The organism is Pseudothioglobus sp. nBUS_23, assembly GCF_051201565.1.
Taxonomy (GTDB): Bacteria; Pseudomonadota; Gammaproteobacteria; order PS1; family Pseudothioglobaceae; genus Pseudothioglobus.
In genome coordinates this window covers 1,209,337-1,222,406 of sequence record NZ_CP179200.1, presented here as the reverse complement: position 1 = coordinate 1,222,406, position 13,070 = coordinate 1,209,337, and the positions used below count along the sequence as shown (strand labels likewise).

14 protein-coding genes and 3 tRNA genes are annotated in these 13,070 nt (G+C 38.3%); 6 read left to right on the top strand and 11 right to left on the bottom strand.

Annotation, left to right across the window (positions count from 1 at the left end; all coding sequences use genetic code 11):
• Window positions 1-22: 22 nt before the first annotated feature.
• The 3 genes from map to ACMAZA_RS06240 all read right to left on the bottom strand — a co-directional run bounded on the left by map (window position 23) and on the right by ACMAZA_RS06240 (window position 2,306).
• Complete coding sequence (map, locus tag ACMAZA_RS06250) at window positions 23-799, bottom strand: type I methionyl aminopeptidase (protein WP_435187949.1); 777 nt, start codon at window positions 797-799, stop codon at window positions 23-25.
• Window positions 800-804: 5 nt separating this feature from the next.
• Window positions 805-1,701, bottom strand: coding sequence for a protease HtpX (gene htpX / locus ACMAZA_RS06245; protein ID WP_435187948.1), 897 nt, complete (start codon window positions 1,699-1,701; stop codon window positions 805-807).
• Window positions 1,702-1,799: 98 nt separating this feature from the next.
• The gene (locus tag ACMAZA_RS06240) at window positions 1,800-2,306 is read right to left on the bottom strand and encodes a hypothetical protein (protein ID WP_435187946.1); all 507 of its coding nucleotides are present in this window, start codon (window positions 2,304-2,306) and stop codon (window positions 1,800-1,802) included.
• A gap of 154 nt (window positions 2,307-2,460) precedes the next feature.
• Between ACMAZA_RS06240 and ACMAZA_RS06235 the strand changes: the two genes are divergently transcribed.
• Entirely contained in the window at window positions 2,461-2,607 is a 147-nt protein-coding gene (locus ACMAZA_RS06235) for a hypothetical protein (protein WP_435187944.1), read from the top strand.
• A gap of 55 nt (window positions 2,608-2,662) precedes the next feature.
• Here the strand turns inward: ACMAZA_RS06235 and ACMAZA_RS06230 are convergent, their stop codons facing one another.
• From ACMAZA_RS06230 to dnaQ, 5 genes are all read right to left on the bottom strand, one after another.
• Entirely contained in the window at window positions 2,663-3,088 is a 426-nt protein-coding gene (locus tag ACMAZA_RS06230) for a hypothetical protein (protein ID WP_435187943.1), read from the bottom strand.
• Between the two features lie 58 nt (window positions 3,089-3,146).
• A tRNA-His gene (locus tag ACMAZA_RS06225) sits at window positions 3,147-3,222 on the bottom strand.
• An 11-nt stretch (window positions 3,223-3,233) separates the two neighbouring features.
• Window positions 3,234-3,310, bottom strand: a tRNA-Arg gene (locus ACMAZA_RS06220).
• 50 nt (window positions 3,311-3,360) lie between these two features.
• Window positions 3,361-3,437, bottom strand: a tRNA-Pro gene (locus ACMAZA_RS06215).
• Window positions 3,438-3,521: 84 nt separating this feature from the next.
• The gene (gene dnaQ / locus ACMAZA_RS06210; RefSeq protein WP_435187941.1) at window positions 3,522-4,187 is read right to left on the bottom strand and encodes a DNA polymerase III subunit epsilon; all 666 of its coding nucleotides are present in this window, start codon (window positions 4,185-4,187) and stop codon (window positions 3,522-3,524) included.
• Between the two features lie 62 nt (window positions 4,188-4,249).
• On the opposite strand from dnaQ, the gene rpoZ reads away from it, so the two are divergent.
• The 4 genes from rpoZ (at window position 4,250) to ACMAZA_RS06190 (ending at window position 8,244) form a co-directional block, all read left to right on the top strand.
• A complete protein-coding gene (rpoZ, locus tag ACMAZA_RS06205; RefSeq protein ID WP_435187940.1) occupies window positions 4,250-4,594 on the top strand; it encodes a DNA-directed RNA polymerase subunit omega in 345 nt (114 codons plus the stop codon).
• A 135-nt stretch (window positions 4,595-4,729) separates the two neighbouring features.
• Window positions 4,730-6,646, top strand: coding sequence for an acetate--CoA ligase (gene acs / locus ACMAZA_RS06200; protein ID WP_435187938.1), 1,917 nt, complete (start codon window positions 4,730-4,732; stop codon window positions 6,644-6,646).
• Window positions 6,647-6,670: 24 nt separating this feature from the next.
• Entirely contained in the window at window positions 6,671-7,552 is an 882-nt protein-coding gene (locus tag ACMAZA_RS06195; protein WP_435187936.1) for a DMT family transporter, read from the top strand.
• A 26-nt stretch (window positions 7,553-7,578) separates the two neighbouring features.
• Complete coding sequence (locus tag ACMAZA_RS06190) at window positions 7,579-8,244, top strand: nitroreductase (RefSeq protein ID WP_435187934.1); 666 nt, start codon at window positions 7,579-7,581, stop codon at window positions 8,242-8,244.
• Window positions 8,245-8,252: 8 nt separating this feature from the next.
• Here ACMAZA_RS06190 and ACMAZA_RS06185 read toward each other — a convergent pair whose 3' ends face one another.
• Both ACMAZA_RS06185 and hemB read right to left on the bottom strand, forming a co-directional pair.
• On the bottom strand, window positions 8,253-8,699 hold the full coding sequence (locus tag ACMAZA_RS06185) for a hypothetical protein (RefSeq protein WP_435187932.1): 447 nt from the start codon (window positions 8,697-8,699) through the stop codon (window positions 8,253-8,255).
• Between the two features lie 31 nt (window positions 8,700-8,730).
• Window positions 8,731-9,717, bottom strand: coding sequence for a porphobilinogen synthase (gene hemB / locus ACMAZA_RS06180; protein WP_435187931.1), 987 nt, complete (start codon window positions 9,715-9,717; stop codon window positions 8,731-8,733).
• A 38-nt stretch (window positions 9,718-9,755) separates the two neighbouring features.
• On the opposite strand from hemB, the gene thiC reads away from it, so the two are divergent.
• Window positions 9,756-11,624, top strand: coding sequence for a phosphomethylpyrimidine synthase ThiC (gene thiC / locus ACMAZA_RS06175; RefSeq protein WP_435187929.1), 1,869 nt, complete (start codon window positions 9,756-9,758; stop codon window positions 11,622-11,624).
• 9 nt (window positions 11,625-11,633) lie between these two features.
• On the opposite strand, the gene ACMAZA_RS06170 is transcribed toward thiC, so the two are convergent.
• Window positions 11,634-12,893, bottom strand: a complete 1,260-nt coding sequence (locus ACMAZA_RS06170; RefSeq protein ID WP_435187927.1) for a 3-deoxy-D-manno-octulosonic acid transferase — start codon at window positions 12,891-12,893, stop codon at window positions 11,634-11,636.
• Window positions 12,894-13,070 lie beyond the last annotated feature (177 nt).

Genomic DNA, 13,070 nt, shown 5'->3' with positions numbered 1-13,070 from the left:
GAGGGTGAATCTGAATAGGTTATTAATTAGTTTCCTCTGTGCGAAGAGTTAGGATTTCATGACCGGTTTCAGTCACTAAAATGGTGTGTTCCCATTGGGCTGAGAGAGATCTATCTTTTGTGGTAACGGTCCAGCCATCTATTCTTGATGTGACTACCTCATATCCTCCAAGGTTTATCATTGGCTCTATCGTAAAGGTCATACCTGGCTCTAGAATAGGGCTTTGATTGATTCTGCCATCATCATAATGAATAACCTGGGGTAATTCATGAAAAACCTCTCCAATTCCGTGACCACAATAGTCCCTAACAACTGAGCAGTTTTTGCTGTGTGCATAATCTCCAATAACTTTACCAATTTCACCTAAATGAATTCCAGGCTTAACCATGTCAATTCCTAGCATCATTGAATCTCTAGCTACATTGCAAATTTTCTGAGCTTTTACGCTAGGTTTTCCGACAATAAACATTTTAGATGTGTCACCATGGTATCCGTCTTTTATAACTGTGATATCTATGTTAATAATGTCACCTTTTTTTAATTTTTTTTCACTAGGTATTCCATGGCATACAACGTTATTAACAGATGTACATATCGACTTTGGAAAGCCGTTGTAATTGAGTGGAGCTGGGATGCAGTCAAGGTCATTCACTATAAAGTCATGACAAATTTGGTCAATTTTCTCTGTAGTTATTCCAGTCTTAACATGGTCACCAACCATTTCTAATACGCTAGATGCAAGCTTTCCAGCTGTTCGCATCTTATCAATTTGATTTGCTGACTTAATAGAGATAGCCATCAGTTTTATTTATTTAACTGTTGAGCTCTTTTTTCAAGCGCTCTAATTCTGTCTTCTATAGGCGGATGTGAGGACCATAATTGAGAACGATTGGACTTTGGTTTTTCCCCTATGCCAAATGCTGCTAGTTGTTCTGGCAGTGCTTCAGGTTCTTTTTGACCAAGTCTTTTAAGAGCATTAATCATATTTTGATGTCCAGCTAAATCAGCCCCACCCGTGTCAGCAATATATTCTCTTTTTCTTGAGAAATACATCACTATAACACTAGCCAAAATGGACAGGATTACTTGTGCAAAAATAGTTGTAACAAAGTAGCCAATGCCATAGCCACGCTGATTTTTTAAAATGACCCGATCTACAATGTGACCAATGACTCGTGAAAAGAAAATAACGAAAGTATTGACCACCCCCTGAATCAAGGTTAGAGTCACCATGTCACCATTCGCAACATGACTCATTTCATGACCTAAGACAGCCTCAATTTCTCCCTGAGTCATATTATCAAGTAAACCTTGAGAAACTGCAACTAGGGCATTGTTCTTTGAAGCACCAGTTGCAAATGCGTTCATTTGGTTAGAAGGAAAAATAGCAACTTCAGGCATTTTGATACCTACTGTTTTAGATTGATTTTCAACAGTTTCAATAAGCCATTTTTCGATATTGTTTGAGGGGCTCGAGATAACTTTTGCACCAGTCATTCTTTTTGCCATCCACTTAGAAATGGCAAGTGAAATAAAAGCTCCACCAAAGCCAAAAACTCCAGAAAAAATGACTAGTGCATTGATGTTTAAATCGCTTCCATTCTGCATCAAAAGGCTATCGACTCCAAGAATCCTCAGAGTGATGCTTAAGATCACCATTATTGCAATGTTAGTCAGTAAAAAGAGGAGTATTCTTTGCATTAATTTATTCCTTAATATTTATTTAAAAATATTATATAAAGAATTAACCCTTTAATTATGTGATATTAATGAATTTTCAATAAAAGAGATTAATTTTATTATTTTCCAGGCCACATCATTCTTGTTTCAGTCATTGTGCAGCTATTGTCACCTGATGAAGTAAGAATTGCCTGAAAGGAGTCATCAGAAGGGGTAAGAATAGTGTAATTACCATCTGCATAAAAAGATACTTTCAAATTTTCATCATTCTCTGACTTAACCTGAGTAATCTCAGAACATGATTGGTTGTTTATTGCTGTTACTAAAACAGTGGATAGATAGCAGTATTCATCATCTGGCATTAAAGTTGCAGAGAAAGAAGAGCTGCCATTATTATACTGTTGAGCAGATATGTGCAGGGATGGAAGTAAAGATGGGTTTTCTGGATGTGCAAAAGTAATATTTAACCCGCTAAGTCCGTATGAAGATTCTATTTGTTCAAGATAGTTAGAGCAGGTTTCATTAATTCCGCGATTTTGAGCATCTTCAGTCAGTGAAGTTGCAAAAGAATTTACAGAGAAAAGTATAATTAAGATTAATGATATATGTCTAAAGAGAAATTGCATATTTAATTATTTTTGATCATCTAATCTTAAAATATACTCTAAATTGAGCTATTTAGTAATTTAATAGCTAAGATCATTAAATTTCTAATTTGATTGGATAAGTAATTTAAAGTACTTTATAATGAAATTTCGAAATATTTAAGGAGTTTAAAAAATGAAATTAAGATTTTTATTTGTTGCTGTTTTAGCTTTGCTTGTTAGTGGTTGTATGGACACTATTATGGCTGTTCCTGCTGCTGCAGTTAATGGAGTTGGAAATGTAGTGGGCGGTATTTGGGGAGCAGTGACAAGTATTTTCTAATTCTCTCTTATTACGCTCTAAGAATCCCATTATTTTGATGGGATTTTTTTTGTCTTCAATAAATCCTATCGTAATCAATCTTTTTATTTTGAGCTAACTCTAGTGCTTCCTTTTTGTTTGAAGCTTGAACTGTAAATGATAATTTGTATCCTTTATTCAATAAGTTTATTGATGTCCACTCATTTCCTTTAAAGGCTGGAAGTAGAAGGATAACCATTTCAATGATTACAATAATTATCTGAAGATCATTTGAATTTGAGAAATTAAAAAAACCTAATTCACCATAGATTTCATAATCTATGCTTGCAAGAATAAGAATGGTTAGAATGTAGGCAATGAAAATCTTCCAAAGACCACGAAATAAAAACCATACTGGAAGGAAAGGAAGGAAAGTCACAAATGGTATTGCTAGCCATGCAAAACCTGTCTTTACTGCTTTTACTTCTTTAGTTGGATGACTAAAGACTTTAAAGGTTTTCATAAGAATCTGAGATTATTTTTACTGCTAGAGAGTATACCAAAAAATTTTGAAAATGGAGTGGGGCGAGAAACGGGGCTCGAACCCGCGACAACCGGAATCACAATCCGGGGCTCTACCAACTGAGCTATTCCCGCCATAATAAAAGTGGCGCGCCCAATACGATTCGAACGTATGACCTACGGCTTAGAAGGCCGTTGCTCTATCCAGCTGAGCTATGGGCGCGATAACTTTGCTTTAATAAAGTATAGGCTTGCACTTTAAAAATTAAATTTTGGTCGGAGTGGAGGGATTTGAACCCCCGACCACCTGGTCCCAAACCAGATACGCTACCAGACTGCGCTACACTCCGAAGGTGAGTAATTATACTGTCATACCCTTCTTAGTCAATGCTTAATTAAATCAATTTTGAGTTAATTATCTGAGGTAGATTTTATTAATTTTTGAAATAGTTTAGATGGAGTTCTGTTTCTTCTTCATTGGCAAAAACTACCTTGATTTTTTCCTTATTTGATTTATTTTTTTTAATCATTGAGGGGTGAGAGATTTGAGGCTCATTGTTTTGAGTTTCTTGAAAAAGGTTTGATTGACCCCCAGTCATTGCTAAATAAACTTGAGCAAGTATTTGGGCATCAAGAAGAGCACCATGTCTTGTCCTTGCACTAGTGTCAATTCCAAATCGTCGACAAAGGGCATCTAGATTGTGCATGGTTCCTGGCCTTTGCTCTTTTGATAACTCAAGAGTATCTATGACAGGACACAAATCTTCAACTTTAGTTTTAACTCCATTTAGCTTAAGCTCGTGGTTTAGAAATCCTAAATCAAATGGAGCATTATGAATAATCAAAGTTGAACCTTCAATGAATGAGAGAAGATCATCTGAAATCTGATTAAATTGAGGTTTATTAATCAAAAACTTATCTGTAATACCATGAACTTTTACTGAATCTCCAACTATGCGATTGGGTTGGACGTATTTATGAAATTCAGTATTTGTGATTTCTCTATTCTCAATTTGAACAGCACCCACTTCAATAATACGATGCCCCTCTTGCGGATCGATCCCAGTTGTCTCGGTATCAAGCACAATAAGTCTTTCCATGGTTTAAGTAATAAAGTAAAATACTGTATTTTAGCATTCACCCCAAAAGGTATATCAAGATTATGGCAAGAGTTACAGTTGAAGATTGTTTAGACAAGGTACAAAACAGATTTGAGTTGGTTTTAGTTGCAGCAAAGCGTGCACACCAACTCAACTCTGGTGGATTTAGATCGACCCTAGATGTTGCAAAGGACAAGCCAACTGTTCTAGCTCTAAGAGAGATTGAGGCGGGTTTAATTGATGCATCGATTCTCACTGAAGAGTATGCGATGGAAGAAGAGCTCAATGCTCAGGAAAAATTAGCAGACGAAGCAAAGATGAATGAGGTTAATGAAGAGTTGTCTCAGGCAAAACTTGATTCAGAAGTAGAATCTGACAATCTAGAAGTCAAGGAAGAAGAGGAATAAACTTTAATTTCTCCAATTCAAAAAATGACGCAATTGCGTCATTTTTTTTGCTTAAACAAAAATATATTTAAGCTATCCAGTCATCGAGTTTGGTAACATTGATTTTTTTGATAAATCGATTAATCGGAGTTTTTGATGAAATATCCAATCATGCAAAGCAATAGAGAGCCCTTAATTGATGCTAAAAAGTATCATTCAATGTATCAACAATCAATTGATAGTCCTGATGATTTTTGGGAAGAACAGGCCGAAAAATTTATCACTTGGAATAGTAAATGGGATAAAGTTTCAGATGTCGATTTTTCTAAAGGAAAAATTGCATGGTTTGAAGGAGCAACTTTAAACGTTTCATACAACTGCCTAGATCGACATTTGCCTGAACGTGCTGATCAAGTTGCAATCATTTGGGAGGGCGATGACCCAGATTCTAGCGAATCAATAACATATCAAGAGCTTTATGAGATGGTCTGTAAATTTGCAAATGGAATGAAAGATCTTGGAGTTGAAAAGGGTGATAGGATTTGTCTCTACATGCCAATGATTGTTGAAGCAACTGTAGCTATGCTTGCCTGTGCAAGACTGGGCGCAATCCATTCGGTTGTCTTTGGTGGTTTTTCTCCAGATGCTCTCAGAGATAGAATACTTGATAGCGAATGTAAGCTAGTCATTACGGCTGATGAAGGAGTTCGTGGGGGTAAATCTATACCCCTCAAAGCTAATGTAGATATAGCAGTCAAAGAGTGCGACTGCGTTGAAAATATAGTCGTTGTTAAAAGAACAGGCAATGAAATAGGATGGTCAGAAAGAGATGTTTGGTACCATGATTTGCTCAAAGATGCTTCTTCTACGTTTCCATGCGAGATGTTTGATGCAGAGACGCCACTTTTCATTCTTTATACTTCAGGGTCAACTGGCAAACCCAAAGGTGTTCTTCATACTTCAGGCGGTTATCTACTCTATGCTGCGATGACACATAAATACACCTTTGACTATCAAGAGGGAGATATTTATTGGTGTACTGCAGATGTGGGTTGGGTTACAGGCCACTCCTATATAGTATATGGACCACTTGCGAATGGAGCAACCTCGCTGATGTTTGAGGGTGTTCCAAATTATCCGGATGCTTCAAGATTTTGGCAGGTAGTTGACAAACATCAAGTCAATATTTTTTATACAGCGCCAACTGCCATTAGAGCTTTGATGGGAGCAGGAAACGAACTTGTGCAGAAAACATCTAGATCTAGTTTAAAGGTTTTAGGAACCGTTGGAGAGCCTATTAACCCCGAGGCCTGGGAGTGGTATTACAGTATTGTTGGTGAAGAGAGATGTCCGGTCGTTGATACATGGTGGCAAACTGAAACCGGTGGCCACATGATAACGCCAATGCCTTATGCTACTGAATTAAAACCGGGATCTGCTACGCAGCCTTTTTTTGGAGTCGAGCCGCAAGTATTAACTGAGAAAGGAGAGGTGCTCGAGGGTGAGGCTTCAGGTGTTCTGGTTCTAGCTCGTTCATGGCCTGGTCAAATGAGAACCTTGTACAACAATCATGAGCGCTTTATGGAGGCCTACTTTTCAACATTCCCTGGAAAATATTTTGCGGGTGACGGGGTTAAAAGAGATGCCGATGGTTATTACTGGATTACAGGAAGAGTCGATGATGTCCTTAACATTTCTGGACATCGTCTCGGAACTGCTGAAATAGAATCAGCGCTTGTTCTTCACACCAATGTAAGTGAGGCTGCAGTGGTTGGAATGCCGCATGATATAAAGGGCCAAGGGATCTATGCATACGTTTCTTTGATGAGCGGCATTGAAGGCACTGAAGAGCTGAAAAAAGAGCTTGTAGCATTAGTCAGAAAAGAAATTGGCCCAATAGCAACCGTTGATAAGATTCAATTTGCACAAGGCTTACCTAAGACAAGGTCAGGCAAAATCATGAGAAGAATTCTGAGAAAAATTGCTGAGAATGACTATGAGGAGCTCGGAGATACGTCGACTTTAGCTGAGCCTGGTGTTGTGGATGATTTGATTTCTAATAGAGTTCAATAGAAACTTTTTTAATTGTTCAGCACAATGAATGCGCTCCTTTACTTTGTTGTTCTTTTGGCGTGGGGCTCTTCGTGGTTTGCGATCAGTTTTCAGCTCAGTGATGTAGCACCGCAAGTATCAATAGTATGGCGTTTCTTATTAGCATCCCTCTTGCTTTTTGCTTGGTGTTTCATTCGAGGGCTCAAGCTTAATTTTCCTTGGAGAGACCATGCAAATTGGCTTTTACTTGGTTTTTTTCTGTTTTGTATTAACTATATTTGTGCCTACTTTGGAACCTTTTATTTGGCTACAGGACTGATTTGTCTTATTTTTTCCACCCTGACTTTGTTTACAGTTTTTAATGGATTTATTTTTTTTAATAAACCAATAAGGCTACCAATTCTGATTGGCGCAGTAGTTGGCATTGGCGGACTCTCGATAATTTTTTCAAATGAAATTAGTAATACGCAGTGGTCTTTAAGCTCTGATGTAGCTAAGGGCTTTATATGGATGTTATTGGCAACCTTTTTTGCATCTATTGGGATGCTTCTATCTGGGCAATTTCAAGCTCGAAAAATACCTCTGGTACAGAGTAATGCTTTCAGTATGCTTTATGGTTCTCTGATTCTCATTTTATATATCAGTTTTAGTGATGTTAGTTTCAGCTTTGATACAAGCTATAGCTACGTCATATCTTTGGTATATTTGGCTGTCATAGCTTCAGTCATTGGTTTTGGTGTTTACCTTAAGCTTGTTGGCAATATTGGCGCAGATAAGGCTTCCTATGTCAATATTTTTACTCCTACGATTGCACTTCTTTTATCAACTCTGTTTGAAAACTATCAGTGGAGCTGGATTGGTTTAGTAGGCGTATTATTAATTATAGTAGGAAATATAATTGTTCTATATGCAAAGCCTGTTAATTAACTACTTGAGAGACAATGGAGTCAATGATGGATGTTAAAACTGCTTTATTAAATCGAAAATCTACACGAGCTTTTTTAGATAAAGAGGTTTCAATTGACGTGATTAATGAAATTATTGAGCAATCTAAGACAGCTCCATCAGGAGTTAATACTCAGCCATGGCAGGTTGCAGTATTAACTGGAGAAAGCAAAAACAATCTCTGCAATAAATTTGAGGAAGCTTTTAGAGCCGGTGATAAAGGGTCAATGGATTACAAGTATTATCCTGTGGAATGGAAAAATGAGTACAAAGAAAGAAGAAAAGAATGCGGCTTGTTGCTTTACTCAACTCTAGAGATAGAGCGGGAAGACAAAGAAAGACAAATCGATCAGTGGGCCCTCAATTATCAAGCATTTAATGCACCAGTTATCCTGCTATTTTTTATTGATAAATCTATGGAGAAAGGCTCATTTATGGATTACGGCATGTTTATTCAATCCATTATGCTATCTGCTGTCGAGCATGGCTTAGCAACTTGTCCACAGGCCGCATTAGGAGAGTATCCTGATATAGTTCGCCAAGAGCTTCCTGAGTTTAAGGATAAACTTGTTTTGTGCGGATTAGCAATAGGCTATGAAGATAAAGAGCACATCGTTAATTCCTACCGAACAACGAGAGAGAGTATAGAAAGTTTTGTAAATTATTACTCTTGAATAGCTGTTTAAAGCTGCTCTTCAAGAAGTTCGATTTCAAATTGACTCAACTCAAGTTCAATTAAAGTGCTTTCTAACAAATTTCTAAGGGAGTTAATTTCCTTCTCGTCAGATAAAATTGTTGCATCACGCTGAGTTAATTTAGATTCTAAATCATCGTGTTTTTGTTGGATTAAATTTAATTCATCCTCCAAAACCTTAACTTTACTGGACGAGAGTATGAGTTTTTTACTTGTAATCTTGAATTCATCAAGCGTTTTTATGAGTTGTGTATCGAGCTCATCAAGTTGTAGCTTTAGGCTTGAAATATCAGTTCTGTACTGCTCAATTTCATCTGAATTATCTAAATTGATAATCACAGGTTCTGGCGGTTCAGTGTTATATTGAGAATAGGAATAGCCAATGAAGAAAACAAGGACAATTGAAATTAAATAGAAGGCGGCTTTTTGATTCATTTTTATCTATTTTTTCAAGAGTATATCATTACTAATTAATCCATTTGGCTGCATCTTTTGCGTAGTAAGTGAGAATTGCATCAGCGCCAGCACGTTTAAAGCACAAAAGAGTTTCGAGCACAGTAGATTTTTCCTCAATCCAATTGTTTTGGCTAGCAGCTTTCAGCATGGCGTATTCGCCACTGACGTGATAAGCAAAAGTTGGAACGCCAAAGGTTTGTTTTACATTTGAAACAATATCGAGGTAGGGCAATCCAGGTTTAATCATAACCATGTCTGCGCCTTCACTAATATCAAGCTCTACCTCTCGAAGTGCTTCATTCGAATTACCCGGATCCATTTGGTAAGTTTTTTTATCTGATTTCCCAAGGTTGCCTGATGAGCCTACTGCCTCCCTGAAAGGGCCATAGAATGATGAAGCATACTTTGCAGAGTATGAAAGTATGTTTGTATGGATGTATCCTGACTCTTCTAAAGCCTTTCTAATTGCCCCAATTCTTCCATCCATCATGTCTGAGGGTGCAATAATGTCAGCACCTGCTTCAGCGTGAGAAAGGGATTGCTTGATAAGCACTTCGACGGTTTCATCATTCAAGACGTATCCATCAGAGTCAATCAAACCATCCTGGCCGTGACTCGTAAAAGGGTCCAGTGCGACATCAGTGATTACTGCAAGCTCAGGAAAGTTTCTTTTAAGTGATCTCACGGCTCTTTGAACAAGGCCGTCAGGGTTATAAGACTCACCAGCCTCCTCTGTTTTTTTATCTGAGCTGATGACTGGAAAGAGCGCTATTGCTTGAATTTTTAAATCAATAATTTCTTTGGCCTCAACTAAAAGCTGATCAACGCTGACCCTTTCTATTCCGGGCATAGATTCAATTGCTTCTCTTTTGTTTTCACCCTCAATCACAAACAAAGGATAAATTAAATCACTAGCACTCAAAGCGTATTCTCGAACTAGGGACCGATTAAATTTTTGTTTTCTCAATCTTCTTGGTCGATGAGTTAAAATGGACATTTTGATTCCTAAAGTAACATTAACTAAATTATACAATAATGAAGCAATCATCCGACACACTTACAAGTTTATCAAGCGTTAACAAGGCATTTGTAGAGCCTTTTCCTAATTCAACAAAAGTCTATGCGACAGGTTCGAGGGAGGATATTTTGGTTCCAATGAGGCGAATAGAGCTCACCGATACGATAGGTGACCTTGCTGAGAAAAATGACCCAGTCCACGTGTACGATACTTCCGGCCCTTACACTGACCCTAATAAATCAATAAGCTACAGAAAAGGAATTGACTCGATTCGAAGTAACTGGATAGAAGAGAGAGGAGATACTGAAGTATTGGATGGTGTAAGCTCAAAGTTTTCGAATGAAAGACTCAACAATAAAGAGCTAGACGAACTCAGGTTTGAGCACTTAAGAGCGCCCAGAAAAGCAGAAAAAGGAAAAAATGTGACTCAGATGCATTATGCAAGACAGGGCATCATCACTCCTGAAATGGAATACATTGCGATTCGAGAGAACTGTCTCTGGCAGGAATACCAGGACCAAATTGGACAGCACCAGGGCGAGAGTTTTGGCGCTGCGACGCCTAAAACCATTACTCCAGAATTTGTTAGAGATGAGGTTGCTCGTGGCCGTGCAGTCATTCCAAACAATATTAATCACCCTGAAACAGAGCCAATGATTATTGGAAGGAACTTCTTGGTTAAGATTAATGGAAATATTGGTAACTCGGCACTCGGCTCTTCTATAGACGAGGAGGTTGGAAAAATGGTTTGGGGAGTGCGCTGGGGTGCTGACACAATCATGGACCTCTCAACTGGAAAAAATATTCATGAGACGAGGGAGTGGATTATTCGTAACTCACCAGTTCCGGTTGGAACTGTGCCTATCTATCAGGCACTCGAAAAGGTTAAAGGTATTGCTGAAGATTTGACTTGGGAGGTCTTCAGAGATACTCTTATAGAGCAGGCTGAGCAGGGTGTTGACTACTTTACAATTCATGCCGGAGTGAGGCTTAAGTATGTCCCGCTGACGATGGATAGGGTTACGGGAATAGTCTCTAGGGGTGGCTCAATTATGGCCAAGTGGTGTCTAGCACATCATAAAGAGAGCTTTCTTTATACTCACTTTGAAGACATTTGTGAGATTATGAAGGCATACGATGTAACCTTCTCACTTGGTGATGGCCTGAGACCAGGTTCAATTGCAGACGCCAATGATGCTGCCCAGTATGGAGAGCTTGAGACTTTGGGTGAGCTGACAAAGATTGCTTGGAAGCATGACGTTCAGACTTTCATTGAAGGTCCCGGACATGTGCCAATGCACATGATCAAAGACAACATGGAAAAGCAGCTGAAAGAGTGCGGTGAAGCTCCTTTCTATACTTTAGGGCCTTTGACAACAGATATCGCGCCAGGATATGACCATATAACCTCAGCAATTGGAGCTGCACAAATTGGTTGGTACGGCTGTGCAATGCTCTGTTATGTCACTCCCAAGGAGCACCTTGGTCTGCCGAACCAGGATGATGTCAAAACTGGAATCATTACCTACAAGATAGCGGCACATGCAGCCGATTTAGCTAAGGGGCATCCAGGTGCTCAGATTAGGGATAACGCGCTCTCAAAGGCGAGATTTGAGTTTAGATGGGAAGATCAATTTAACCTTGCGCTGGACCCTGATACTGCAAGAAGCTTTCATGACGAAACGCTGCCAAAGCAAGCAGCCAAAACAGCTCACTTTTGTTCAATGTGTGGGCCCAAGTTCTGTTCTATGAAGATTTCTCAAGACATCAAAGGTTTGGATAATGCCGCCGTTGAAAAGATTCAGGAGATTCAAGTTGAGATGGATAAAAAGTCTGAAGAATTTTTGAAAAATGATAGCGAGATCTATCTAAAAGAAGGCGCCTAAGAGAATTGCTTAAGCTTTCAGGTAAGGCTTGATTGCCCTGAGTGTCTTGTTGGTTGCTCCTTGATTTGCCTCAAAGGTTTTTCTAGCGTTAGCGCCGAGCATATCACTTCGTGTTTTATCTGCTGACAATTCAGAAATAGTCTGCATGAGTTCATCCGCATTAGCTACCTGAATTGATGCATCATTGTCTAATAGCTGCTTTGAAATCTCCTCAAAATTGTAGGTGCTAGGACCAAAAATAACTGGCTTTGATAAAGAGGCCGCTTCAAGCATATTTTGACTGCCATTGTTGGTGAGACTTCCCCCAACAAAGGCAATATCAGAGACCGAGTAATAAGCCATCATTTCTCCCATGCTATCTCCGATGAGAATATCAGTATCTTCAGCACAACGTTTAATTTGCGACCTTCTTTCTACTTTTAGACCAGAATTCTTAGCAATCTTTACGGCATCCTCAAACCTTTCAGGGTGCCTAGGAATGATAACCAGAAGAGAATCGATGCGCTCCTTTAACTTTAAGTAACTGTCAATGATTAATTTTTCTTCACCATCCCTGGTGCTTGCAAACACAGCCACATGTTTGTCGCCAACCATTGCTGTCAATGACTTAATTAAATCAGTATCAATTGAGTCATTGTTGTCAAACTTTAAGCTTCCGGTTATCAGCAAGTCTTCTTTTTTTGCCCCAAGCTTGATGAATCGATCTGCAGAATAAGTGTTTTGCGGACAAATAATGCTGAGCTTGCTGAGAGATTCGCTGACAAGTTTAGGGAAGAATTTTTGGTACTTATTGAATGACTTTTCTGACAACCGAGCATTAATGAGGGCGACAGGTATATTTTTTTTATTTAATAAATGTATCAGGTTTGGCCAAATCTCAGTCTCCATCAAAATGCAAATTTCAGGTTTAATTGCGCCAAGAAAGGATTCTAATATTGAGCCTGCATCAAAAGGAAAAAAATAGTGGTTGACATTACCTTTGTAATGATTTTTAACGGCTTTAGAGCCAGTCATAGTGGTCGTAGTAATAACAATTTTATGGTTTGGATAAAGACTCATAAGTGAATCAACTAGAGGCTTTGAGGCATTAAATTCTCCTACTGAGACACTATGAATCCAGATAACTCTGCCCGATTTTTTTTGGATAAACCCTAACTGATTTTTAAGCTTAACTTTCCATGACAAATCATGAGAGTCTTTTAAAAGTATCTTTAGAATTGCAAATGGGATGCTCAGCCAAATGATGAAGGAGTATATGAATCTATTCATTAAGTAAATTGATTAGATAGTATTTTCGAATTTTCATATCGTTAAATCCTTAAATCTCTTCTAAAGGGCTTATGTAAGGCAAAAAAGGTATAATAGTTCGCTGATATTATAGCTTTATCGTGTAACTTTCATTACATCTATTTTTCTTTGAGAGTTTCGTTATTATGATCCTGATTA

Bases quoted from the DNA above. Each gene is read 5' to 3' on its own strand.
- map (WP_435187949.1), bottom strand. From the start codon at position 799: ATGGCTATCTCTATTAAGTCAGCAAATCAAATTGATAAGATGCGAACA.
- htpX (WP_435187948.1), bottom strand. From the start codon at position 1,701: ATGCAAAGAATACTCCTCTTTTTACTGACTAACATTGCAATAATGGTG.
- ACMAZA_RS06240 (WP_435187946.1), bottom strand. From the start codon at position 2,306: ATGCAATTTCTCTTTAGACATATATCATTAATCTTAATTATACTTTTC.
- ACMAZA_RS06235 (WP_435187944.1), top strand. From the start codon at position 2,461: ATGAAATTAAGATTTTTATTTGTTGCTGTTTTAGCTTTGCTTGTTAGT.
- ACMAZA_RS06230 (WP_435187943.1), bottom strand. From the start codon at position 3,088: ATGAAAACCTTTAAAGTCTTTAGTCATCCAACTAAAGAAGTAAAAGCA.
- dnaQ (WP_435187941.1), bottom strand. From the start codon at position 4,187: ATGGAAAGACTTATTGTGCTTGATACCGAGACAACTGGGATCGATCCG.
- rpoZ (WP_435187940.1), top strand. From the start codon at position 4,250: ATGGCAAGAGTTACAGTTGAAGATTGTTTAGACAAGGTACAAAACAGA.
- acs (WP_435187938.1), top strand. From the start codon at position 4,730: ATGAAATATCCAATCATGCAAAGCAATAGAGAGCCCTTAATTGATGCT.
- ACMAZA_RS06195 (WP_435187936.1), top strand. From the start codon at position 6,671: ATGAATGCGCTCCTTTACTTTGTTGTTCTTTTGGCGTGGGGCTCTTCG.
- ACMAZA_RS06190 (WP_435187934.1), top strand. From the start codon at position 7,579: ATGGATGTTAAAACTGCTTTATTAAATCGAAAATCTACACGAGCTTTT.
- ACMAZA_RS06185 (WP_435187932.1), bottom strand. From the start codon at position 8,699: ATGAATCAAAAAGCCGCCTTCTATTTAATTTCAATTGTCCTTGTTTTC.
- hemB (WP_435187931.1), bottom strand. From the start codon at position 9,717: ATGTCCATTTTAACTCATCGACCAAGAAGATTGAGAAAACAAAAATTT.
- thiC (WP_435187929.1), top strand. From the start codon at position 9,756: ATGAAGCAATCATCCGACACACTTACAAGTTTATCAAGCGTTAACAAG.
- ACMAZA_RS06170 (WP_435187927.1), bottom strand. From the start codon at position 12,893: ATGAATAGATTCATATACTCCTTCATCATTTGGCTGAGCATCCCATTT.